The organism is Labilithrix sp. (assembly GCA_019637155.1).
Taxonomy (GTDB): domain Bacteria; phylum Myxococcota_A; class Polyangia; order Polyangiales; family Polyangiaceae; genus Labilithrix.
Genome location: JAHBWE010000013.1, coordinates 178,481 through 200,784 on the forward strand (window position 1 = coordinate 178,481; position 22,304 = coordinate 200,784).

Consider the following 22,304-nt stretch of genomic DNA (forward strand, 5'->3'; position numbering starts at 1 on the left):
GTCAGCGCATGGAGTCGTCGCGCGGGTGCGCGACGATCGCGCCGAGCATCATGTCGTCGTCGTCGTCTTCGAGGTCGCCCTCGCTCCGCGGCTGGTTCAGGTCGACGGCGACGCAGTGGCCCATCGCCGCGAGCTTGCGCGCGTCGCCCACCGTCGCCGCGTAGCGGACCTCTTGGTCGCACGCGGAGCAATGGCGGCGGTCCGCGTGCGCGGTGGGGCGGAGCTCCGACCAGCGCTTCGGGCACTTCAGCTCGAAGCGGAGGTCGCAGTTCTCGATCGCGGGTCGCGCGACGGCGCGGCGCCACCGGAGCGGCAGCCGCTTGCCGAGGCCGCGGAGGCGCGTCGACTGGAGGAGGAACGCCTCGCCGTCGGCGTCGAGGTCGCGCCGCGCGAGCGAGAGCTGCAAGCGGAGGTACTGCGCCTCCTCCGCGCGCCCCTGCTCCTCGAGCCAGTCGGAGTACACGACGCGCACCTCGTCGTCGCCGGGACGCTCGTCGAGCATGCAGAGGAGCTCGGCCTCGCGTCCCGTCGGCGGCGGCGCGGTGAGGAACGTGACGTGGTAAGCGCCGAGCAGGAGGACGTCGCCGTCGTGGAGCGCCGCGGCCGCCGCCATCGACTCGTCGTTGAGGACGATCATCGCCGGGACGAGCTTCGTCACGGTGGCGCCGCGCGGCGAGACGTCGATGCGCACCGCGTGCGGGCGGACGGAGACGTGCGGCAGGACGACGTCGTCGTCGGCGGCGCTCCCGATCGAGAACGCCGCCTTCGCGAGCTCGAAGACGTGTTTGTCCTTCGAGCGCTCCGCCACGATCTCGAGCCATACTCCGTTCATGTGTCGAGCCACACCCTAGGACGGGGCGTCACCTCTCCATCTGACAGGTACGTGTGGTTCGAGAGATCGACGAAGCCGGCGAGCTCCGACAGCGGAGCGCGCCACTCGCGATCGATGTAGTTCCAGCTGAGGTCGAGCACGGCAAGGTTCGCGAGCGCGTGGCGCGCGTCGACGAGGGCGGCGGCGCCCATGTCGGTGAGGGCGCCGAGCGAGAGATCGAGGACGTGGAGCTGCTTCGCGATCCGCGCGTGGACGAGCGCGTGGCAGATGCGATCGACGAAGGAGCAGTTCCGCAAGCCGAGGTGCCGCAGGCGCGGGAAGTGGGCGGCCTCGAGGACGGGCCCGAGATCGGCGAGGGTAGCGGTGCAGCGGCGCTCGCCGAACCAGAGCTCGAGCCGCTCGAGGTGCGGGCGCGGCCGCGCCCCGAGCGCGATGAGGGTCTCGCGCTGTAGCGCGGACGTCTCGATCGTGAGCTCGCGGAGGCGTGGGAGATCGAGCGCGCCGACGCTCACGTGTCCGCCGCGCAGCGCGACGACCTCGAGGTGAGGGAACACCGACCAGAGCGCGGCGACGTCGCCGATCGGACCGAAGGCGGGGCGCGGGTTGCCCTGCGCGGTGACGGCCGAGTCGCCGAGGTAGAGGATGCGCAGCGGACGCGGGCGCCGGTCTTCGAGCAGCTCCTCCAGCACCGGCGCCCATCCGTCGCCGGACGGCGTCGCGATCGAGAGCGCGTGCAAGAAGCGCGACGACGGATGTCGGAGCAGCGCGCGCAGGCCGAAGACGACCTCGCTCATCGTGCGGCCGCGCGGCGAGACGCTCGCGGTCCAGAGGAAGCCGAACTCCCACGAGAGGCGGAGGAGCGAGGGAAGGACCTCGCCGTCGGCGTGGGTGCGCGGCGTCAAGTAAGGATGCAGCCCGTCGAGCAGCCAATCGCCGTGCGCGCGGAAGAACGCGCGCTGCGCCTCCATCAGCTCGGGGTTTCCGGGATCGCGCGCGAGCCGCGCCTGCACCGCGACGAGCTCGCCGCGCGGATCCCCCTGCTCCGCGAGCCAGTCGCCGTAGACGAGCCAGCCCGCAGGATCGAGCGGGTCCTCGAGGATGACGGACTCGAGCTCGGCGTTTACTGCACGGTCAACCATCGCGCAGGAGACAGAGTACGCGGCTGCTCCTCCGACGTCGTCTGGGTCTCCGCTTCGGGGACGAGGATGAGGCCCGGGAGCGTGAAGCGCACCGGGAGCGCGACCGTCTCGTTTCCGCGCACGGTCGTGCTGATGTAGAGGACGCCTTGACGCAGCGAGACGCCCGCGACGGTGCCGGCGAGCTCGACGCCGGGCGGGAGGGGGAGGCGCGTCTCGACCTTCATGTCGTGGCCGGCCCTTCCGGTGTACGCGACGTGGACGACGCCGGTCGAGCCCGCGCGCGTGTCGGCCGGCCACTCGATCGCGACCGCGACCGGCGTCACGGCGTTGTCGGTGGCCGCGAGCCAGCTTCGCAGCACCGGCCGCTCGAGCCGGGCGATGACGGGAGCCCCGGTCACCTCGATCTCGACCGTCTGCGTACGCGCGTCGAACGGGACGGTCGCGGCGCCGCGCGCCGGCAGCGCGACGCTGTGACGGCGCTTTCCTTTCTCCCAGAGCGCCACCTGCGAGGCCTGCGCGGGGAACGCGGACTCGAGCGCGACGAACGCGCGGACCACGTCGCGCGTCGCCTCCGCGCTGCCGTAGCCGCCGCGCGCGTCGCGGAGCGTGAGCAGCGCCTCGGCGATGCGCCGGCCCGCCGCGTCGTCCTTCGCCCACGCGTTCGGCGTGCGCGCGAGCGCGGCGAGGACGATCGCGCGTTCGGCGCGCGTGCCGTCGAAGATGGGGGCGCGCGTGTCGTCCGCGCTCGTGACGCGCGCGAGCTCGCGCGTGAGGTTCTGCGCGAGCGCGGCGCGGTGCGGGCGATCCGCGAGCGCGAGCGCGGCGCGCGCGAGGTCGAGCGGCTCCTTCGAGGTCGTCTTCGCGGTGAGCTGCGTGAAGCAGGACGGCGGTCCGTCGCCGGTCGGCGCGGGCTCGGTCTCGAGGAGGAGCGCGACCGGGAGCGCGTCGACGTCGGCCTGCTTCGGGCACGCCGCCTCCGCGCCGCGGTCCTTCCTCGCGGCGGGACGCGACGGATCGGGCGGCGGGGGATAGAGAGAGGAGCGCGCGAACGCGGCGCGGATGCGCGGCGACGCGTCGGAGCTCGAGATCGAGAGGTACGTCCGCGCGAGGGCGGCGCGCTCGCGGGCGCGAAGGACGAGCGCCTTGTTGCTCCGCGACTCGGCGATCTTCTCGACGCGGGCGGCGACCTCGATCGCGTCGGCGAGCGCGTCGGGCGCGGTGGACGGCTCCGGCGCGAAGGACTCGAGCGCGGAGACCAGCGCGCCCTCGAGCCCGGATTCGAGCACGACGCGCGCGTCGCCGCGCAGCTCCCAGCCCGGCGGGAGCGGCACGTGGAGGCGGCCGCGCTTCGGGACCTCCACCCCGTTCGAGATCACGAGCGACTCGCCCTGCGGCTCGATCGGGACCTCGGTGACGCTCCGATCGCCCGCGATGCCGGGGCCGCGCATGACCACGCTCGCGCGGCCGGTGCCCTCGGCCTTCGCGACGTAGCGCACGAAGGCGGAGCGCACCGCGTTGGCGGGGACGTCGAGCGAGAGCGACGCGGCCTGCCCCGGCGCGAGCGCGAGCCCGCCCTCCGCCGCGAGATCGAGCGCGACCTTCGTCGCTTGCGGCGTGCGGTTGCGCACGACGACACGGCCGGCGACCGCGTCCTTCAGGTGGAGGCGGCGGCCGACGTCGACGTGCGCGGAGAGCGGCAGGAACGCGGGCGCGTCGACGCTCGTGACCGCGGTCTGCCCCGCGTCGGTGCGCGCCAGGAGCGCGATCTGCCACGTCGTCTCGTAGTCGCCGAGGCGCACGCGCACCCGCGCGTGGCCCTTGTCGTCGACGCGGACCGGCTCGGTCCAGCGCGCGGTCTCCGTCACGATCGACTGACCCATCCGGACCTGAGGCGCCTTCGCCACGTGCGAGCCGCCGAGGCGGCCGTGCCCCGATCCGAAGCCCTGGCCGGTGCCGGAGCCGGAGCCGATCGAGCCGATGTGCTTGCCGGTCAGGCGATCGAACATCGCCTGCCAGCTCGACACCGTCGCCTCGCCGACGCGCATGTCGAGGCGCGCGTCGACGATCTCGTCCTCGCCCATCGCCTCCGCGTACGGCGTGCCGCTCCGCACGACGCGCTCGAACGGATCCTTCACGTCGTCGCCGGAGCCGAGGACGCCGTCCGGCCCCGGCGAGTGGAGCTCCCAGCCGCGCGCGACGGTGAGGAACGGGAGCCCGCCGCCGCCCTTCACGAGCTGGATCGTCCCGCCCCACGGATCGATCAGCATCTCCTTCGAGAGCTGCCCCTCGCGGACGAGGCGCCGGATGATCCCGTTCGGGTCGCGCAAGATCGGCTCGTCGGGGGTGAGGTTCTCCTGGTTGAGGAAGTTGCGGATCGCGACGAGCACGTTGAACAGCTTCAGCCGCGTCACGCGCCGCGCGACCGCGTCGAACGAGACCTGCGCGTCGACCGCGATGAGGTCGCCGAGCTTGAACGGATCGCCGCCCGGCGTCGTCGGCTCCTCCGTCATCGCGGCGGTGACGAGCGTCATGAGCTCCGGGTTGAAGGTCCAGCGCCCGTTCTCCTTCCGCCGCACGTCGCGCTGGCTCTCGGGCGTCTCCGCCTGGAAGACCGCGCCCTCGAGCGAGTGGAGCACCTCGCTGAACGTCTCCTTCAGCTGCCCCTTCGCGTGGGCGGCGGGATCGAGCTCGGGCGCGAGCGGCTTGGGCGAGGACGTCGCGAGCGCCGCGCGGCGGAGCGTCTCCGCGGTCGCCCCACCTTCGAGGAACTCGTCGCATCGCTCGCGCGCGACGTTCGCGTCGCCGCACAGCCGCCAGCGCGTGTCGATCGCCTCGAGGCCGCGGATGCTGCCGCCGCCTTCCTTGTCGATCACGACCGCGGTGATCGCGCCCGCGAGCGGCTTGCCGTGGCCGTCGTCGAGCGTGACGTCGACGTCGACGTCGGCGCCGGGCAAGAGCTTGCCGCTCGCGATCTTCGCCGTCGTCCGCGGGAGCACGGACGGCACGACGAGCACGCGCGTGTGCATCGTGTCGGTCGGCGCGTTGGCGCGCGGGACCGCGAGCGTGACGTCGTGGAGCCCCGGCGTCGCGCCGGAGAGGTCGAGCACCGCGTCTTCGCTCCCGCTCCACGTCGCGGTCCCGGTGCCCGCCGGCGACGTGACCGTCACGCTCCCCGCGCCGCGCGGCGCGCGCTTGCCGCCGTCGACGGTGAGCTTCGGCTTGTCGCCGACACGTGCAACATACATCGAAGAGCGGAGCACCGCGTGCCTCTCGCGATCGACCGCGACGCAGAGCTGGAACGGCTCCGGGTGCCGCGCGAGCGCGGGGATCGGCGTGGTCTGCCGCACCGTCACGGCGGCCGCGACCCCGCCCGCGCAAGGCCCCACGTCCCGCTTCGCCCCCACGTCCTCGGGTACCGGCCACGTCACCTCCGCGTCGCCGTGCGCGTCGGTCGTCACCTTCGCGCGGAGGCCGTCGCCCTCGAGCGAGAACTCCCCCGCGACGCCGTCCTCGCCGTCGCTCACGTGGAGGAACGCGCGCTGCTTCGCGCCGGGGACGAGCTCGCCGTTCTCGACCTCGAGGCTCGCCTCCGCGACGGGGAGCCCGACGTTCACGCTGTCGTGCGCGTCGCGGCTCTGGTCCTCGAGCGTGGTGCGGACGACGACGGTGAGCGACGATCCGAGCGCGGTGACGACGCGCGGCGCCTGCGCGGTGACGTCGACGTGGCCGAGGCCGTTCGTCGTCGCGGGCTTGCCGAGCGACTTCCAGTCCTCGTCGGTCTTCGGCGGCGACGTCCCGCGCGGACCGACCCAGTAGAGGAGGGGATGGTTCGCGATCGGCTCGCCGGTCGCGTCGAGGAGGTCGATCGTCGCGTGGCCGATCTCGCCCGGCTTCAGCTGCAGCTCGGTCCAGCGCGCGCGGAGGCTCGGCGTCGCGGGGCGCTCTTCGCGGAGCGAGAGCGCGACCTTCTGCTCGACGTGCCCGCCGTTCGCGACCGCGAGCCGCCCGCGGATCGAGAAGCCCGCGCCGGCCTTCGCGCTCTTCGGGATCATGAGCGTCGCGCGCGCGATGCCGCTCGCGTCGGTCGTGACGCGGTCGAGCACGCGGACGAGATCGCTCTCGAGGAGCGCGACGTCGACGCTCGCGCCTCTCGTCGGCGCGCCGGTCCGCGTGTCCGTCACCGTGACCCACGCCGGGACGCGGCTCCCGGGGACGACGCTCGGATCCGGCACCTGCACGCGGACGGCGTGACGCGGGAGTCGATCGATCTGCACCTTGCGCGTGCGGACGTGCTCGCCGTGACGGAGCGCGACGAGGAGCGTGAGCTTGTGCGCGCCGCCCTCGGGGACGGGGACCTTGATCGTGGCGCGGCCTTGCCCGTCGGTGGTGGCGCTGATCTCGCCGGGCGCGGTCGTCACGCCTTCGCCGAGGCTCTCGGGATCCCACGTCGCGATGACGCCGGCGCGATCGAGCGGGCGCGCGTCCGTCACGGTGACGAACCCGTAGGCGAGGAGGTCGAGCGTCGCGCTGTCGCCGGCGTAGACCCGCTTCGGCGCGTGCACGAAGAGGTCGAGCCCGCGATCGGCAGGGTCGCCCGGCTTCGCCGCCGCTTCGCCCGCGGTCGTTGCGACGACGAGGAGGAGCGGCACGGTGGAGAGCGATCGCAGGCGCATGGAACGCATCCTAAGTGGGGACGACGCCCCGGTGCGGCGGAAGTTCCCGCCGGGACGTTCACGTGCTAGGGTCCCGCCGCGATGGCCGCTTCCCAATCGACATTGACGGTGGGCTGCGCCGGCTTCCCCGTCCCGGCGACGCGGTATTTCAAGGAGTTCATGTTCGTCGAGATCCAGGAGACGCACCACGCGCTCCCGGGCATGGGCACCATCCGGCGCTGGCGCCGCGAGGCCCCCGACGGCTTCACCTTCGCGATGCTCGCGCCGCGCGAGATCGGGCAGGAAGGTTTCCGCGAGGGCAAGGTGGTCGAGAGCGCGCTCGGCACGTTGCTCGACGTGGGCAAGGAGCTCGACTCGCAGATCGCGATCTTCTCTTCGCCGCCGGAGCTCGTGCAGAACCGCGCGAACAAGTCGGCGGTGAAGGAGTTCCTCCAGAACGTGCGGAAGAAGTTCGAGCGCGTGGTCTGGGAGGCGCCGACGACCTGGGACGCGGACGACGCCGCGTCGCTCGCGATCGACGTGAAGGTCGTGCCCGCGCGCGATCCGCTCGCGCACGGCAAGCTCGACGCGCCGGTGGCGTACTACCGGCTGCCCGGCCCCGCCGGCCACAAGAGCCGCTACGAGGACCCCGCGATCGAGAAGCTCGCCGCGATCGCGAAGGACGCGAAGCACAAGGACGCGACCTACGTGTTCACGAACGTCGACATGTTCGCCGACGCGAAGCGCTTCAAGAAGGCGCTGAAGCTCGCCTGAAGCTCGCCTGAAACGCCGACGGCGGCGCTCTCCGCGAGGAGAGGCCGCCGTCTTCTCGGGTGCGGACGCGGTTACGTCACGGGCACATGGCGCACTTCTCGTCGCGGCACTTGAGGAAGTTGTCGTGCGCGGGCGGGACCTCCGCGAACGTCGTCGACTTGCAGAAGTCGTTGATGCACTCGTCGATCTTCGTGTCGTCGCCCTCGTTGTTCTCTTCGCAGGTGACGACGCACTTGACGTAGTCGAAGCAGCCGGCCTTGCCGTTCTCGGTCTTCTCGTTCTCGATGTTGAAGCAGCCGTGCGTCTCCGCGCAGCAGTTCGTGAAGAGGCAGGACTGGCACTCCTGCGGCGCGAAGATCGGGCCGCCGGTGCTGTCCACGCGCGGGCCCGTGTAGGCCGCGCACTCCAACGCGCCGCCCGAGCTCGAGCTGGAGCTGGAAGTGTTCACGCCGGAGCTACTCGACGACGAGCTGGAGCTCGCGCCGCCGTCGACGTCACTGTTCGTGTCGCCGCTGCCGATGGTGCAGGCGAATCCAACCGCCCCGAGCGCCGACATGGCGAGGAGAGAGAAAAAGACTTTGGCGCTCGAGTTCATCGTTCATTCCTCCGACCAAGGGGCAGACGCCCCGTTCCATCAACCATTCAAAGCTCGCAGTCGTTTTGGCAGCTCGCGGCTGTACACGTCGCCAGCTCGGTCGCCGTGACCTTACCCGTCGTGTGCAGGCGCGCGCAATCTTCCGCGCACGAGCCCGTCGTGCATGCCGACGAGCAGGCGAGGAAGGCGGCGCATTCGGTCCCCGCGCCGCACGCCGCGAGGGCCCCCGCGCAGCGAGAGCTCGCGCACGCGTTGCACGCATCCGGCCCCGGCGCGACGGGGGCGCCGCCTTCGCCGCCGGCGTCTTCGTCGTGTCCGGCGTCTCCGTCTCCGTCTCCGTCTTGCCCGGCGTCGCCGACGCCGGCGTCGTCACCCGGCGCGCACGCAGGGAGCGTCGACGGCGCGCGCTCCTCGCCCGCGCAGTCCGCCGCGCACGCGCCGAGGCGCGCGTCGTTGCACGAGGTGTATGCATGATGCAAGCGTTCCGCGGACGGCCCCGCGTCCGCGCCCGTCGCGTCGCACGCGCAGGCCGTCTTGCACGTCGCGTCGCACGCCGCCGCGGCGGCGCACTCGATGACGCCGAAGCACGTCGCGCTCGCGAGGCACAGCGCCTGCGGAGCGGTGCACGCCGCCGTCAGGCACGTCGCGCAGGTCGCGCTCTCAGCCGCGTCGCTCGCCTCGAAGACCCCCGCGTCGTCCGGGAGCGCATCGTTCGTCAACACGGTGCAGCCCGCGCTCGCTCCCGCAACGAGCGCCACCGCGCCGGAACCGGCAGCGGCAAAAAGCGCAAGCGTGACGAAGCGGGACCCCATGGAAACAAAAGAGAAGCGACAAGTTGGACGGACCTCCCCCGCCCACGCTTCACCCGCGACCATACGGTTCTTTCCCCCGCAGAGCAAGACACGCATCCACCTGAAATCACAACCAATTTGGCCCCGCCGCCCCACGCGCAGCAAAGCAACTGTCGAGACGCCCCCCGGGGAAACGGCCGCCCCAGCGCGCGCGAGCGCCGTGTCCCAGGGTGGGGGTGTCGGGGGCGAAGCCCCCGACGTTGCGAGAACCCTAGGCTGGACGGCGCCTTCGGAACGACGCGACCACGATGCCGAAGGTAACGAGGTACCACGGAATATCTCCGAGGATCTCGTACACGGTGACCCCGCGGAGCCATCGGATCTCTGCGTCGTGCGACTCGGCCTTGAACGGCGTCGACACGGTGCCTTCGACGAGCTTGCCGTTCGGATCGATGATCGCGGACACGCCGCTGTTGGTGCTGCGGACGAGGAAGCGGCGGTGCTCGACGGCGCGGAACTTCGCGAGCGCGAGGTGCTCCCACGGCTCGGTCGTGTCGCCGAACCACGCGTCGTTGGTCATGTTCACGAGGAGCTCGGGGTCCGCGTGCGCGACGGCGCGGTTGGTGAAGCCGGGGAGGACGTCCTCGTAGCAAATGAGGACGGTGATCGCGCGCTCCTTGCCCTTCACCTCGAGCTTGATCGGCTCGAGCGACGTGCCGGCGGAGAAGCGCCCGCTGTGCGGCGACCATTTGTAGAGGATCGGGAAGGTGTCTCCGAGCGGGAGGTACTCGCCGAACGCGAGGAGGAACTGCTTGTCGTAGCGGCCCTTGATCTCGCCCCTCACGTCGCTGCCGAGCGCGGTGTTGAACCAGCGCTCGCGATCGGGATCGGTGCGATAAAGCACGGCGCCGAAGATCGTCGGCACGCCGAGCTTCGAGGTGAAGCGATCGCGGAAGAAGTTCTGCTTCATCGCGAGGTCTTCGCGCGTGGGGAACGTCGCGCTCGTCTCGCTCCAGACCACGAGGTCGACGCCCTTCGCTCTGAGGTCGCTCGTGTGCGAGAGGTGCCGGCGGAGCCCTTCGCCCGGGTTCTCGCGCTTCTGCATGAGACCCATGTTGCCTTGCACGTACCCGACGCGCGCGCTCTCGGCCGCGGCGACGCGGCTGTTCGTCATCGAGATGCGGATCGCGCCGTAGAGCACGCCGACCACGAGCGCGATCACGCCCACGCCGACGACGCGCCGGTCGATCGCGCCCGCGCCGGTCGCGCGCTCCTCGTTCGCGCCGCTCTTCGTCACGCGCACCGCGCCGGCGAGCTTCGCGCGGAGCGGCTCCGCGATCGCGACGTTGATCGCGACGAGCATCGTGCTCACGAGGATCGGCCCGCCGACGTCGGCGAGCTGCATCAGCACCGGCACGTTGTGGACCGCGCCCGCGAAGTACCAGGGGAAGAGGAGAGGAAAGACGAGCTCGCTCGCGGCGAACGCGGCGCCGAAGACGAGCGGGAAGGGCCAACCTCGCTGCGCGGCGCGTCCGGTGAGCCAGCCGAGCAGCGCGAGGCGCCCGCCCTGGTAGACGCAGATGAAGGACGTGAAGAAGAGGCAGAGGAACAGCCCGAACCCGCTGAAGGTGCGGAGCATGTTGGCGAGCCAGTAGAACCCGCCCATGTTCATCGCGAACCCGCAGAGGAGCCCGAGCAGCGCCGCGCGCTTCGGCGTCTGCCCGATGAGCACGACGTAGAGCGGCACGAGCGCCACGAACGCCAGCGGCCACACATCGAACCCAGCAAACGACACGAAGTACAGACACCCCGAGAGCGCCGCCCCCGCCCACGCGAGCTTCCCCCGCACGAGCGCCCGCGCCTCCCGCTGCACACCCGGCGACACCTTCGTCCCCTCCACCGCCGCGCCCTTCTTCGCGTCCGCGCCGTCGTCCTTCTTCGCGTTCGCGCCGGTCTGGGCCTCGTCGGGCGCCTTCGTTGCGTCGGCGGATGCCTTTGCTGCGTCCTTCTTTGCGTCGCCGTCCGCGCTCATTGGCCTGGGAGGCTACTCGCAGCGCCGCACCCGCCAAAGCCGAAAGCCGGGACGGCGGCGCTATTCCGTGCGCTGGATGATGTGGAAGCCGAAGGGAGACTCGACGATGCCGGAGATCTGGCCGACCTGAAGCTTGAACGCCGCCTCTTCGAACTCGGGGACCATCTTGCCGTGACCGAAGACGCCGAGCGAGCCGCCGCGGGCGCCGGCGTTGGGCTCATCCGAGTAGTCGACCACGAGGCGCGCGAAGTCCGCTTTCGCGCGGGCCTTGCGCAGCACCTCCTCCGCGACCGCCTGCGCCTGGTCGCGCGACCGCACCACCGAGGTCGGCGCTCCCTGCGCGCCCATCCACTGCACGAGGACGTGCCGCGCGCCGATCCTCTTCGGCGGCGGCTGCGTCGGCGCGGCCGCCGGCTCCGGATCCTGCGCGCCCGAGGCGGGGCTGCTCTCGCCGGTCGTGCGGAACGCCGGAGCGGGCGGACCCGACGGTGCGCCGCCGCCGCCGCCCAGCGCGCCGATCGGGTTCGGCTGCGACTCGCGCGTCGGGGCTGCGCCGGTCGGATCGGTGGTGCGCGGCTCGGTCGCCCTGGCCGCCACGTTGGCCTCGCTGTTCCCCGTGACGGTCGTGGTCGCGCCGGGGTTGGCGCCGCAAGCGAAGAGGAACGAGGCGAGCGTGACGGCGGGTACAGCGGAGCGGATCACGGCTGTCTTCTAAATCACTTCTTCACGATCTCGACCAGCTCCACGTCGAACACGAGCGTGGCGTTCGGCGGGATCGCCGACCCCGCGCCGCGCGCGCCGTAGCCGAGCTCGGGCGGGATCGTGAGCTTGCGCTTGCCGCCGACCTTCATGCCGGCGACGCCCTGGTCCCAACCCTTGATGACGCGGCCGGCGCCGAGCGGGAACTCGAACGGCTTGTCGCCGTGCTTCTTCGACGCGTCGAACTCGGTGCCGTTCGTGAGCTGGCCGACGTAGTGCACGCGCACGACGTCGCCCGCCTTCGCCTCGTCGCCCTTGCCGACGACGACGTCCTTGATCTCGAGCTTCGCGTTCGGATCCGACGGCGGCGCGGGCGGCGGGGCAGGGGCCGGCGCGGGAGCCGGAGGCGGCGCGGGCGCGGGCGCGGCCGCCGCGGCGTTGGTCACCGGCTCGCCCTGGATGGGCTCTTCCTTCGCCGGCTCCGTGAGCTTCGAGCACGCGGAGGTCCCGAGCGCGACGAGGACGAGGCTCACCTGAACAGGGACGACAAGACGCATGGCCGGGGACCTTACTACATCTGGTACCATGGGGGGGACTTGGCGCGCGTGCTGCACATCGAGGACGATCCGCGAAACCGGCTCCTGGTTCGCAAGCTTTTGTCGGGCGACGGCCACGAGGTGATCGACGCCGCCGACGGTCTCGAAGGCGTCCGCCTCGCGATCGCGCAGCGCCCCGACATCGTGCTCGTCGACCTGAACATCCCCGGCCTCGACGGCTTCGAGGTCACGCTCCGCCTCCGCACCGAGGCGTCGCTCAACGGCGTGCCCATCGTCGCGATCACGGCGGAGGGCGATCGCGAGACGAGCTTCGCGGTCGGCTGCGACGGCTTCCTCCAGAAGCCCATCGACGCGCGCAACTTCGCGAAGCAGGTCGCGAGCTACATCGGCGGTCGCCGCGAGCGCATGATGTCGACGCCCGACGTGCAGGGCGAGCGCCTCCGCATCCAGTCGGGCCGCATCGTCGCGCACCTCGAGGAGAAGGTCGCCGAGCTCTCCGCCGCGAACGAGCGCCTGCGCGAGGTCGAGAAGCTCCGCACCGAGTTCTACCGCAACATCTCGCACGAGCTCGCGACGCCGCTCACGCCGATCGTCGGCTACCTCCGCATGCTCATCGACGAGGAGCTCGGCGACCTCTCGAAGCCGCAGCAGAAGGCGCTCCGCGCGATGGACGACTGCATCCGTCGCCTCCGCTCCGTCATGGACAACCTCATCGACGTGACCGGCCTCGAGACCGGCAAGATGCGGTTCTTCCACAAGGACTACGATTTCCTCGACACCGTGCGCCGCGCCATCGCCTGGCACGCCGACGCCTTCGCCGAGCGGAAGATCACGATGCTCGAGGAGTTCCCGCGCGGCGGCCTCCCCGGCTACGGCGACAGCGATCGGCTCGGGCGCGCGATGAGCCAGCTCCTCGACAACGCGGCGAAGTTCACGCCCGAGGGCGGCATCGTCGGCGTCATGGTCCGACCGCGCGAGGCGGCCTACGAGCTCGTCGTCGCGGACACCGGCGCCGGCATTCCGAAGGAGCGCCAGGACAAGGTGTTCGATCCGTTCTACCAGGTCGACGGCTCCGCCACGCGCTCGTTCGGCGGCACCGGCGTCGGCCTCGCGATCGCGCGTCGCGTCGCGCGCGGCCTCGGCGGCGACGTGAAGATCCTCCAGGAGGGCGCCTCGATCGAGGGCATGTTCCTCGGCGGCGCCGCCTTCAGCCTCACCGTCGCGAAGCGCGCGCCGACCGTCGTCGTCGATACGGCCACCGGCTGACGCGCGGATGCCGTACCTCGACTGGAACGCGACGACGCCCCCTCATCCGGACGTGCTCGCGGCGATGCGCGCGGCGAGCGAGCGCGCGTGGGCGAACCCGTCGAGCGTGCACGCGCACGGTCGCGCGGCGCGCGCGGTCGTCGAGGACGCGCGCGCGGCGGTCGCGGCGCTCACCGGCACCGACGCGCGCGACGTGGTCTTCACCGCCGGCGGCACCGAAGCGAACAACCTCGCGCTGCGGTCGCTCGCGCACGGAGGCACCCTCGTCACGAGCCGCCTCGAGCACCCGTCGATCACGCGCGTGGCGGAGGCGCTCGAGCGCGAGGGCGGCGCGATCGTGCGCTGGCTCGCGGTTCGCGACGGCGCGATCGATCTCGAGGACCTCGATCGCGCGCTCGCCGAGCCCCGCGGGCCCACGCTCGTGACGGTCCAGGCCGTCAACCACGAGACCGGGATCGTGCAGCCCGTCGCGGAGACGATCGCGCGCGCCCGCGCCGCGAACGCGCGCGTGCACGTCGACGCGGTGCAAGGCTGGGGCAAGCTCGAGGTGCCCTCCGGCTGGGACACCGCCTCGATCGCGCCGCACAAGATGCGCGGGCCGAAGGGGATCGGCGCGCTCGCGTGCAGGGAAGGGGTGAAGGTCGCGTCGCTCCTCCTCGGCGGATCGCAGGAGAAGGGCGTGCGCCCCGGCACCGTCGACGCAGCGCTCGCGGCCGGCTTCGGCCACGCCGCCGAGATCGCGCGCACGTCCCCCGCGCGATGGGCCGCGCTCGCGCCGCTCCGCGATCGGCTAGAGGCCGAGCTCGTCCGCCTCGGCGCCCGAAGCGTCAGCCACGGAAAGCCGCGCGCCCCTCACGTCGTCAGCACGACATGGCCCGCGTGGACCGGCGCCGAGCTCGTCGCCGCCCTCGACCTCGAAGGCGTCAGCGTCTCGAGCGGCGCAGCCTGCAGCGCCGGAACGGTCGAGCCCTCCCCGGTCCTCCTCGCGATGTTCGACCCCGACACCGCCAAACGCGGCCTCCGCCTCTCCCTCGGCGACACGACGACCGAGAAAGACATCACCCTCACCCTCGCCGCCTTCACCCACATCACCGCCCGCCCATAAACGACAAACCCCGGCCCGAGCAAAGCCCGGCCAGGGTCGAAAAGGTCGGTCGAAGGCCCCCAAAAGCCATAGTCCGTCGAAGGCTCGAAGGACCATCCCGAAGGACCCCAGCTCAAGGACCCCAGGGTCCCCCAAAGGGGCCCCAGAAGCGGCCGCGGATGCGGTCGCGAAGCGACCCTCGCGCAAAGCGCGAGGGCCGTGTCTGGGGTAGGGTGTCGGGGCGAAGCCCCGACTCAGAAGGGAGGCGGAACCGCCGCCGCCTGCGCGTACGTCGGCGGCGGATCGACCACGAGGAGCGGGCTGAGGCCGAGGCTCGGCGTCGAGACCTGCTGGTACGGGTCGATGTCGATCGTCGGGATGATGACGCCCTCGACGTTCGGGAGCTGGTTGTTCGCGGCGATGTCGTACGCGGGCGGCATCACCTCGCTGAGCTTCACGCCCGGCGTGAGCCAGTCGCGGTGGTCGTCGACCGCGATCGCGAGGTTCCGATCGACGGGCGCCGCCACGTCGGTCGGGACCGGGTACGCGATCGGCGTGTCGTCCGACACGCGGGCCGTGTCGATCTTCTCCGCCGCCACCGTCTCCTCCTCCTCCGCAGGCTCGTAGATTTCGGTGCGGTCCACAGCGCAACCGAGGGCGAGCTGGGCGAGGCAGGCGGCGAGTGCAGCAACGAGCAAGCGGTTCATGGCGATCCTCCGGTCCCTTGTCGGAGGAAGCTAGGTGCATCCGTCGGGCCAACCCAATTTCGCGGGAAAAATGCCGGATTCTTGGTCGAAGGCCTGGATCTGCCACGGCCCACAGCCTCGGCCGAATGGAGACGCAATTTGGACGTCTCGCCGCGTCGAAGGCACCGAAACGCCGAGAATCACGCGCTTTCGTGCGAGGCACGCGGCTCGCTAGGCGCTGATTCTCTGCGGATCCACTTCCATAAATGGCCGCCGTTTCAGCTGGCCCTGCAACGATCCGGAGGGTGGGGCCTACAGACACCTACACGATCCGTGGGTCACGGCCCGGCCACCTGAATCGGGAGCCAGAGCGCCTTGATCGTCTTGGTCTCCGCCGCTTTTTCGTAGCCGGCGAGGCCGAAGAGGATGTTCCACCAGTACCCGGTCGGGTTCTCGCCATAGGAGAAGACCGGGAGGAGGTGGAACTGCCAGTCGGTCCCGCCCGAGACCCGGCGCTCGCGGTAGAGCGTGTTGCCGGCCACCTGCGTCACCGTGCCGTCGGTGCTGTCGGCGAAGCGCCAGTAGAGGGGGAACCCCACCGTGGTGCGGCCCTTCGCGCTCGCGAAGTCCCAGAAGATCGGCGCGATGACGGTGTGCGAGCTGTCCTTGTCGCGGCCGAGGTACACGAGCGGGTGGAAGTCCGTCTCCCAGCCGTTCACGTCGCGCGTGTACGTGATGTTCGGGAAGATCCAGTGCGTCCGCGTGACGTTGAAGCTCTCGAACTGCCCGTAGAGCGGCGTCAGGAACGTGCGCCCCTTCGGGCTGGAAGAGCCGTAATAGAACGGGAAGATGCCGAGCGAGTCGAAGCCGACGTCGGTGTCCTTGTTCCGGTAGTAGACCGGCAGGATCGGCCCCGCCATCGTCAGCGACGTCGCGCCCTTCCGCGTCGTCGCGCGCGAGAAGAACGGCGTGATCATCGTGTCCGCCGTCGTCGTGACGCGGCGGATGTAGCCCGGCAGGACGAGCAGGTTCTTCTCCGGGCTCGTGCCGTAGTGGAAGAACGGAAAGAGCGTCGTGTGCGACTCCTTCACGCCGCCGTCTTCGGGCTTGCCGCGGATCGAGAAGAAGAACGGCGCGACGTCGAAGATCGATCGCTTCGCGTTCTCCTCCCAGATGAGCGGCCCCACCACCGTGAGCTTGCTCTCGTCGATCTCGCGCTCGCGATGGAAGTAGAGGAGCGGCGGGATCAGCGTGTACGTCTTCCGGCCGCCGTCGAGATCGCCGTTGTCGCCGTGGAACCAGAGCGGGGCGACGCCCATGTCGACGTCGCGGTTCGTGCGATCGCGGAAGTAGGGGCCCACGAGCGCGAACGCGCTCTTCTCGCCCCAGTGCGCGGTCGTGAGGAGGAGCGGCGAGTGGAAGTAGCCGCCGTCCTTGCGCTTGCCCTGGAAGTAGAGCGGCGCGAGCCAGTTGTCGTGCTCGCCCGGCGCCTCGCGATGCGCGAACGGCCCCAGCACCAGCACCTTGTTCTCGCGATCGCGCACACGCCACGCGAGCGGGAACAAGATGTCCGCGTCCACCTTCGGCGAGCGCCGCTGGTAGAAGAGGAGCGCGGAGAGCCGCTCCATGTCCGTCTTCTCCGTCTTCGCGCCGGTCTGCGGATCGAGCCCGCGCGTGTGCTCGAGGTAGAGCGGCGGCACCATCCGGAAGCGAAAGTCGCTCTTCCGGTTCTCGTAGTACGGGAACCACGTGCGGTGGCTCGCGCCCTCCGGCTCCGGCGGCGCGGTGGAGTCGTCGGTGCCGATCGTCTTCTCGATCCCCTCGGGGACGACGAGCGGATCGGTCGGGACCATCACGGTGGGCTCGCCGCCGGGGCGCGCGGAGGGCGAAGGACCTTGCGACGCCGGATCGTCGTCGTCGCCCGGGCCGCGCTGCGGGCCGACCTGTTTGTTCCGCGTCGGTCGCGACTGCGTCGGCCCCTGCTTCGGTCCGCCGCCGCCGCCGATCGTCTGCGCCCACGCGTCCTGTGCGAGCAAGGTCATCGCGACGGCGCCGGAGAGCGAGACGATCGAGCGGAGGTCGAGCTTCACGACTACTTGCCGCTCGAGAGGATCGCGGAGACGCGGGCGACGACGTCCGCGCGCGGGACCTTGTCCTGCGTGCGCGCGGCGAGGTCCTTCACGACGACGACGCCCTCCGCGAGCTCCTGCTCGCCGAGGATGAGCCCGACGCGCGCGCCGAGCGCGTCCGAGCGGCGGAGGAGCGCCTTCATCGACGCGCCGCGCGTGTCGACCTCGCAGCGCCAGCCCGCGCGCCGCACGTCGCGCCCGAGCACGAGCGCCTGCGCGTGCGCGTCCGCGCCGACCGGCGCGACGAAGACGTCGACCACGCTCGGCGAGACCTCGAGGCCCGACGCGATGAGGAGCCGCTCGAGCCCGGCCGCGAACCCGATCGCGGGGATGTCGGGGCCGCCGAGGTCCTTCACCATGCCGTCGTAGCGGCCGCCGCCCGCGAGCGTGCTGCCGGCGCCGAGCTTGTCGTACCCGCCTTTGATCTCGAAGAGCGTGCGCGCGTAGTAGTCGAGGCCGCGGACGATCTTCGCGTCGACCTGGTAGCTCGTGCCGAGCGCGTCGAGCTGGCGCCGGAGCCCGTCCCAGTGCGCGCGATCGGCCTCGACGAGGTGGTCGAGGATCGCGGGCGCGGTCTGGATCGCCTCCTGATCGAGCGGGTGCTTCGAGTCGAGGACGCGGAGCGGGTTCTGCGCGAGGCGCCGCTGCGAGTCGGGCGACAGCTTGTCCTTCATCCGCTCGAGGTGCGCGACGAGGAGGTCCCTGTACTTTGCACGCGTCTCGAGGCCGCCGATCGAGCTGACGAACACGTCCGGCGACGCGATCCCGATCTCCTTCATCAGCTCGACGAGCGCGTCGATCATCTCCGCGTCGCAGCCGGGGCCCGCGTCGCCGAAGCACTCCGCCCCGACCTGGTAGAACTGGCGGTAGCGGCCCGCCTGCGGCTTCTCCGCGCGGAACATCGGGCCGACGTAGTACCAGCGCGTCACCGGCTCGGTGTTGTGGACGCCGTGCTCGACGAACGCGCGGACCGCGCTCGCGGTGCCCTCCGGCCGCAGCGTGAGCGCGTCGTCGTGATGCTTGAAGGAGTACATCTCCTTCTCCACGACGTCGGTCGCTTCGCCGATCGCGCGGACGAAGAGCGGCGTGTGCTCGACGTACGGCGTGCGGACCTCGCGGTAGCCGAGCCGTTCCATGGCGCGGCCGAAGGCCTCCTCGACCGCGTGCCAGCGACCGATGACGCCGGGGAGGACGTCGTTCATCCCCTTCACGGCTTTCACGAGCGGATTCGGTGCGCCCAAGGCGCACGGCTTATCGCCCTGGCGGGCGGAGGGGTCAAGCACGTTGGCACCCAGCGCCGAGCCGGGTAAGAAGGCGATTTGGTGGGAGAAGAGCCGAAGAAACGAAAGCCCGGGAAGGCGGTGTGCGCGCTGGATCCCGGCGCGGTCCGGATCGGGGTGGCGGTCTCCGACGAGCTCGGCCTGATGGCCCACCCTCGCGGCGCGCTCGCCGCGAGGCCGCGCCCCGCGTTCCTCGACGCCCTCGGCGCGCTGGTCCGCGCCGAGAACATCGGCCGGATCGTGGTCGGTCTCCCGCTCGATCTGAAGGGCACCGAGGGCGAGGCAGCGCGCCGCGTCCGCGATCTCGCGCAGGCGATCGCGGACGCGACCGGCTGCGACGTGGAGCTCTTCGACGAGCGGCTCACCACGGTGGAGGCGCAGCGCGCGTTGACCGACAGCGGCCTGAGCCGCAAGGAGTCGCGCGCGCGGATCGACGAGGCGGCCGCGACCGCGATCCTGCAAGCGTGGCTCGACGCGCGCGCGCGGCGCCGGGCGGCGAAGGCGCGATGAGCACGTCGGAGGCGAAGGTCCCGCTCTCGGGCAAGGGCGAGCGCCGCAAGCGCAAGGGCCGGCGCCGCACGTCGAGCAAGCCGGACGGCAAGCCGCGAAAGACCTGGCTGATCTGGCTCCTCGCCGGCGCGCTCCTCGCCGTCTTCTTCACGTACCTCTTCGTGATCTTCCCGTCGCGCGGCGGACCGGGCACCGGCAAGGACGTCGAGGTCGTCGTCGATCGCGACGAGCCCGCGTCGGCGGTCGCGGAGAAGCTCGCCGCCGCGGGCCTCCTCTCGTCGCCGCGCGTCTTCGCGCTGTACGTGAAGATCACCGGTCTCCGCGCGGCGCCGGGCCAGCACCTCCTCACCGACGACGCGAGCCCGCACGAGCTCGTCCGGCGCCTCGAGCGCGAAGGTCACGCGGCGCGCGCGAAGGTGACGATCCCGGAGGGCTTCACGCGCTTCGACATCGCGAAGCGGCTCCAGGCGCTCCACGTCGCGTGGAGCCAGGCCTTCCTCGACGCGTCGTCGAGCGCGGAGCTGTTGCGCGAGGTGGGGATCGACGGCGACAGCGCGGAGGGCTACCTCTTCCCCGCGACGTACGAGCTCCCGTACGACAGCGATCCGAAGGAGATCGTGCGGCGGCTCGTGGCGGAGCTCGATCGACGGTGGGTGCAGCTCGAGCAGAACCACCGCCTCGGTCGCGCGCAGCTCGAGCAGAGCCTCGGCTGGAACAAGCGCGAGATCCTCACCCTCGCGTCGATGGTCGAGAAGGAGGCCGCGGTCGACGACGAGCGCCCCATCATCGCGAGCGTGTTCTTGAACCGCCTCCGCGATCCGGCGTTCAAGCGCAAGGTGCTGCAGTGCGATCCGACGTCGGGCTACGGCTGCCTCGCGCTGCGCGACAAGATCCCGGCGTGCGCGGGCTACACCGGGAAGGTCACGCACGCGATCAACGTCGACCCCGCGAACACGTACTCGACCTACGTGCACGAGGGCCTGCCGCCGGGCCCGATCGCGAACCCGGGGACGAAGTCGCTCCAGGCCGTGCTCGCCCCCGCCACCACGAAGTACCTCTACTTCGTCGTCCGCGGCGATCGGCGGCACGCCTTCAGCGAGACGCTCGAGGAGCACAACACGGCAGTGAAGGACTTTCGCGAACGTACGTCGAAGGATCACTAACCCGGTCGCACACGAGCGCGACCTTGCGATAGGATCCCTCGTCATGACCCGCTTCCGTTTCCTCTTCGCCGTCGTCCTGGGGCTCTTCCTCACGTTCACGCTCGGCGCCTCGGCGCAGGGAATGATCCACACGGGCGACGCGATCCGCACGAAGTCGGTCGGTCCGTTCACGGCGAAGGTCTACGCGATCCGTCACGACATGGCGTCGGCGCCGCCGCAGAAGACGAAGCAGGCGGTCATCGACGCGGACGTGAACAAGGTCTTCACCTGGGTCATGCTCCGCGACGTCGACAGCTCGAAGATCCAGAAGGCGCTCCGCGACGCGTTCGCGATGAACGGCTACGGCGACGCCGGCAAGATCGGCCAGTTCGTCGGGGCGTTCAGCAAGGAAGAGGTCAAGGAGAAGTCCACCGTCGTCATCAGCTACAACGCGACGTCGAAGGCGGTGACGATCACGGTGAAGGACGGCTCCTCGGCCACGGTCGCGGGCGCCGACTTCATGAAGGCGGTCTGGCGGATCTGGCTCGGCAAGATCGACCAGCCTTCGATGGGCGATCAGCTGATCGCGAAGCTCCCCGGCTGATCGTTGCAGCCCTGGCAGCAGGCCGCGCTCGGGGCCTCGTGCCTCATCGCGTTCCACTACCTGCTCCTCCGCGCCGCCGCGGGTCGAGTCGGTGACTCGCTCGGGGCGTTGATCCTCGAGGGCACCGCCGCGCTCGGCATCTTCGTGTACTGGCTCTCCGTGCGCCCGGACGCGACGCCGGCGACGCGCACCGGCGTCGTCCTCGCGGCGCTGTCGGGGCTCGGCATCTCGGGCGGGAGCATCCTCCTCTTCTTCGCGCTCCGGCGCGGAGGTCCGGTCGCCGCGACCGGCACGATCGTCCTCGGCGGCGGCGTCGCGATCAGCGCCCTCCTCGCGCCCATTCTCTTCAAGGAGCCGCTCACGCTTCGTCGTATCGTGGGCGTGCTCTTCGGGATCGTCGCGATGGTGATCCTGTCGACGGAGAAGCCCACATGACGATCCACGTCCTCGCCGGAGACATCGGCGGCACCCGCGCCCGCTTCGCGATCTTCGAGGTCAGCGGAGCGATGCCGCGCCTCGTTCACCAGGACACGCTCGAGAGCCGCTCCTACCGCACGTTCGAAGCGTGCCTGAAGGACTTCCTCGATCGCGGCCGCCTCTCGATCGCGGCGGCGAGCATGGGCATCGCCGGTCCCGTCGTCGACCAGCGCGTGAAGACGACGAACCTCCCGTGGACGATCGACGCGCGGTCGCTCACGAAGCGCTTCGCGATCGAGAAGGTCACCCTCTTGAACGATCTCGTCGCGGCCGGTCTCGGCGCGATCGCGTCGCCGCCCAAGAACGTGGTGTCGGTCTACAACGGGCGGCCGAAGACGAAGGGCGGCAACCTCGCCGTCATCGCCGCAGGGACCGGCCTCGGCGAGGCGATGTTCATCTGGGACGGCGACGAGCACATCGCGTGCGCGACGGAGGGCGGCCACACCGACTTCGCGCCGCGGAACGGGGTCGAGGACGAGCTCCTCGCGTACCTCCGCGCCGAGTACGGCCGCGTCAGCTACGAGCGCATCGCGTCGGGGTCCACCATCTCCGTCGTCCATCGCTTCTTCGTCCAGGAGCAGCGGGTCAAGGAGTCGAAGGACGCGGCGGCGAAGGTGGCGAACGCGGAGGATCCGAACGTCGCGATCGTCGAGCTCGCGCTGAGCGGAAAGAGCGAGGCGGCGACGCGCGCGCTCGATCTCTGGTGCAGCGTCTACGGCTCGGAGGCGGGCAACCTCGCGCTCAAGTCCCTCTCGACCGCGGGCGTGTTCCTCTGCGGAGGCGTCTCCGGCTCGCTCGCCTCCGTGCTCGCGAGCGGCCTCCCTTCACGCAAGAAGCGCAAGGGCGCGAGCCCCTTCATCGAGGCGTTCCTCGACAAGGGCCGCCTCCGCCCCGTCGTCGAGGCGATCCCGGTCGCGGTGTGCATGGAGAAGAAGGCGGGCCTCCTCGGCGCCGCGACCCACGCCGCGAGCGCCGCGCTCGCGGACAAGAAGAAGAAGACACGCTCACGCTGAGGTGTTGCAGTTGACTACAGCGGCGGGGCGAGCTCCGTCTGC

Annotated in this window: 19 protein-coding genes; 8 read left to right on the forward strand and 11 right to left on the reverse strand. The window is 71.1% G+C overall.

Translation table 11 applies throughout. The features are described 5' to 3' along the window. Position 1 precedes the first annotated feature (1 nt). Genes KF837_27065 through KF837_27075 form a run of 3 tightly spaced genes read right to left on the reverse strand, consistent with a single transcriptional unit; the run spans position 2 to position 6,644 of the window. Positions 2–832: a TIGR02996 domain-containing protein gene (locus KF837_27065; GenBank protein MBX3231011.1), complete on the reverse strand. Its 831-nt coding sequence runs from the start codon at positions 830–832 to the stop codon at positions 2–4. Continuing rightward, positions 829–1,971 (reverse strand): TIGR02996 domain-containing protein, encoded by a 1,143-nt coding sequence (locus tag KF837_27070; protein ID MBX3231012.1) that lies wholly within the window; start codon positions 1,969–1,971, stop codon positions 829–831. The genes KF837_27065 and KF837_27070 overlap by 4 nt, the downstream gene beginning before the upstream one ends. Further along, positions 1,953–6,644, reverse strand: a complete 4,692-nt coding sequence (locus tag KF837_27075; GenBank protein MBX3231013.1) for a hypothetical protein — start codon at positions 6,642–6,644, stop codon at positions 1,953–1,955. Before KF837_27075 ends, KF837_27070 begins: the two co-directional genes overlap by 19 nt. A gap of 81 nt (positions 6,645–6,725) precedes the next feature. Here KF837_27075 and KF837_27080 point away from each other — a divergent pair, with 81 nt between their 5' ends. After that, a complete protein-coding gene (locus tag KF837_27080) occupies positions 6,726–7,397 on the forward strand; it encodes a DUF72 domain-containing protein (protein ID MBX3231014.1) in 672 nt (223 codons plus the stop codon). A gap of 76 nt (positions 7,398–7,473) precedes the next feature. On the opposite strand, the gene KF837_27085 is transcribed toward KF837_27080, so the two are convergent. From KF837_27085 to KF837_27105, 5 genes are all read right to left on the reverse strand, one after another. Then, positions 7,474–7,992 (reverse strand): hypothetical protein, encoded by a 519-nt coding sequence (locus KF837_27085; protein MBX3231015.1) that lies wholly within the window; start codon positions 7,990–7,992, stop codon positions 7,474–7,476. A gap of 47 nt (positions 7,993–8,039) precedes the next feature. Beyond that, a complete protein-coding gene (locus KF837_27090) occupies positions 8,040–8,750 on the reverse strand; it encodes a hypothetical protein (protein ID MBX3231016.1) in 711 nt (236 codons plus the stop codon). A gap of 304 nt (positions 8,751–9,054) precedes the next feature. Then, positions 9,055–10,815, reverse strand: coding sequence for an apolipoprotein N-acyltransferase (gene lnt, locus KF837_27095; protein ID MBX3231017.1), 1,761 nt, complete (start codon positions 10,813–10,815; stop codon positions 9,055–9,057). Positions 10,816–10,875: 60 nt separating this feature from the next. Next, entirely contained in the window at positions 10,876–11,517 is a 642-nt protein-coding gene (locus KF837_27100; protein ID MBX3231018.1) for a peptidyl-prolyl cis-trans isomerase, read from the reverse strand. Between the two features lie 14 nt (positions 11,518–11,531). Then, a complete protein-coding gene (locus KF837_27105) occupies positions 11,532–12,071 on the reverse strand; it encodes an FKBP-type peptidyl-prolyl cis-trans isomerase (GenBank protein MBX3231019.1) in 540 nt (179 codons plus the stop codon). Positions 12,072–12,110: 39 nt separating this feature from the next. Between KF837_27105 and KF837_27110 the strand changes: the two genes are divergently transcribed. Together KF837_27110 and KF837_27115 are read left to right on the forward strand one after the other, a co-directional pair. Continuing rightward, positions 12,111–13,337, forward strand: a complete 1,227-nt coding sequence (locus KF837_27110) for a hybrid sensor histidine kinase/response regulator (GenBank protein MBX3231020.1) — start codon at positions 12,111–12,113, stop codon at positions 13,335–13,337. A 7-nt stretch (positions 13,338–13,344) separates the two neighbouring features. Beyond that, positions 13,345–14,442, forward strand: coding sequence for a cysteine desulfurase (locus KF837_27115; GenBank protein MBX3231021.1), 1,098 nt, complete (start codon positions 13,345–13,347; stop codon positions 14,440–14,442). Positions 14,443–14,675: 233 nt separating this feature from the next. On the opposite strand, the gene KF837_27120 is transcribed toward KF837_27115, so the two are convergent. The 3 genes from KF837_27120 to hisS all read right to left on the reverse strand — a co-directional run bounded on the left by KF837_27120 (position 14,676) and on the right by hisS (position 18,438). Further along, a complete protein-coding gene (locus tag KF837_27120) occupies positions 14,676–15,128 on the reverse strand; it encodes a hypothetical protein (protein ID MBX3231022.1) in 453 nt (150 codons plus the stop codon). Positions 15,129–15,445: 317 nt separating this feature from the next. Further along, positions 15,446–17,197 (reverse strand): hypothetical protein, encoded by a 1,752-nt coding sequence (locus tag KF837_27125; GenBank protein MBX3231023.1) that lies wholly within the window; start codon positions 17,195–17,197, stop codon positions 15,446–15,448. Positions 17,198–17,199: 2 nt separating this feature from the next. Further along, on the reverse strand, positions 17,200–18,438 hold the full coding sequence (hisS, locus tag KF837_27130) for a histidine--tRNA ligase (GenBank protein MBX3231024.1): 1,239 nt from the start codon (positions 18,436–18,438) through the stop codon (positions 17,200–17,202). Between the two features lie 159 nt (positions 18,439–18,597). Between hisS and ruvX the strand changes: the two genes are divergently transcribed. Genes ruvX through glk form a run of 5 tightly spaced genes read left to right on the forward strand, consistent with a single transcriptional unit; the run spans position 18,598 to position 22,262 of the window. Further along, positions 18,598–19,026, forward strand: coding sequence for a Holliday junction resolvase RuvX (gene ruvX / locus KF837_27135; GenBank protein ID MBX3231025.1), 429 nt, complete (start codon positions 18,598–18,600; stop codon positions 19,024–19,026). Beyond that, the gene (gene mltG, locus KF837_27140) at positions 18,981–20,189 is read left to right on the forward strand and encodes an endolytic transglycosylase MltG (GenBank protein ID MBX3231026.1); all 1,209 of its coding nucleotides are present in this window, start codon (positions 18,981–18,983) and stop codon (positions 20,187–20,189) included. The genes ruvX and mltG overlap by 46 nt, the downstream gene beginning before the upstream one ends. A gap of 43 nt (positions 20,190–20,232) precedes the next feature. Then, complete coding sequence (locus KF837_27145) at positions 20,233–20,772, forward strand: chalcone isomerase family protein (GenBank protein ID MBX3231027.1); 540 nt, start codon at positions 20,233–20,235, stop codon at positions 20,770–20,772. Positions 20,773–20,817: 45 nt separating this feature from the next. Next, on the forward strand, positions 20,818–21,207 hold the full coding sequence (locus KF837_27150; protein MBX3231028.1) for a hypothetical protein: 390 nt from the start codon (positions 20,818–20,820) through the stop codon (positions 21,205–21,207). Continuing rightward, positions 21,204–22,262 carry a glucokinase gene (gene glk, locus KF837_27155; GenBank protein ID MBX3231029.1) on the forward strand — a complete coding sequence of 353 codons (1,059 nt, stop codon included), beginning with the start codon at positions 21,204–21,206 and terminating at the stop codon, positions 22,260–22,262. The genes KF837_27150 and glk overlap by 4 nt, the downstream gene beginning before the upstream one ends. Positions 22,263–22,304: the final 42 nt, after the last annotated feature.

What these genes read in the sequence shown, in the direction of transcription:
- KF837_27065 (MBX3231011.1), bottom strand. Translation starts at nt 832, where the DNA reads ATGAACGGAGTATGGCTCGAGATCGTGGCGGAGCGCTCGAAGGACAAA.
- KF837_27070 (MBX3231012.1), bottom strand. Translation starts at nt 1,971, where the DNA reads ATGGTTGACCGTGCAGTAAACGCCGAGCTCGAGTCCGTCATCCTCGAG.
- KF837_27075 (MBX3231013.1), bottom strand. Translation starts at nt 6,644, where the DNA reads ATGCGCCTGCGATCGCTCTCCACCGTGCCGCTCCTCCTCGTCGTCGCA.
- KF837_27080 (MBX3231014.1), top strand. Translation starts at nt 6,726, where the DNA reads ATGGCCGCTTCCCAATCGACATTGACGGTGGGCTGCGCCGGCTTCCCC.
- KF837_27085 (MBX3231015.1), bottom strand. Translation starts at nt 7,992, where the DNA reads ATGAACTCGAGCGCCAAAGTCTTTTTCTCTCTCCTCGCCATGTCGGCG.
- lnt (MBX3231017.1), bottom strand. Translation starts at nt 10,815, where the DNA reads ATGAGCGCGGACGGCGACGCAAAGAAGGACGCAGCAAAGGCATCCGCC.
- KF837_27105 (MBX3231019.1), bottom strand. Translation starts at nt 12,071, where the DNA reads ATGCGTCTTGTCGTCCCTGTTCAGGTGAGCCTCGTCCTCGTCGCGCTC.
- KF837_27115 (MBX3231021.1), top strand. Translation starts at nt 13,345, where the DNA reads ATGCCGTACCTCGACTGGAACGCGACGACGCCCCCTCATCCGGACGTG.
- KF837_27120 (MBX3231022.1), bottom strand. Translation starts at nt 15,128, where the DNA reads ATGAACCGCTTGCTCGTTGCTGCACTCGCCGCCTGCCTCGCCCAGCTC.
- hisS (MBX3231024.1), bottom strand. Translation starts at nt 18,438, where the DNA reads ATGAACGACGTCCTCCCCGGCGTCATCGGTCGCTGGCACGCGGTCGAG.
- KF837_27145 (MBX3231027.1), top strand. Translation starts at nt 20,233, where the DNA reads ATGACCCGCTTCCGTTTCCTCTTCGCCGTCGTCCTGGGGCTCTTCCTC.
- glk (MBX3231029.1), top strand. Translation starts at nt 21,204, where the DNA reads ATGACGATCCACGTCCTCGCCGGAGACATCGGCGGCACCCGCGCCCGC.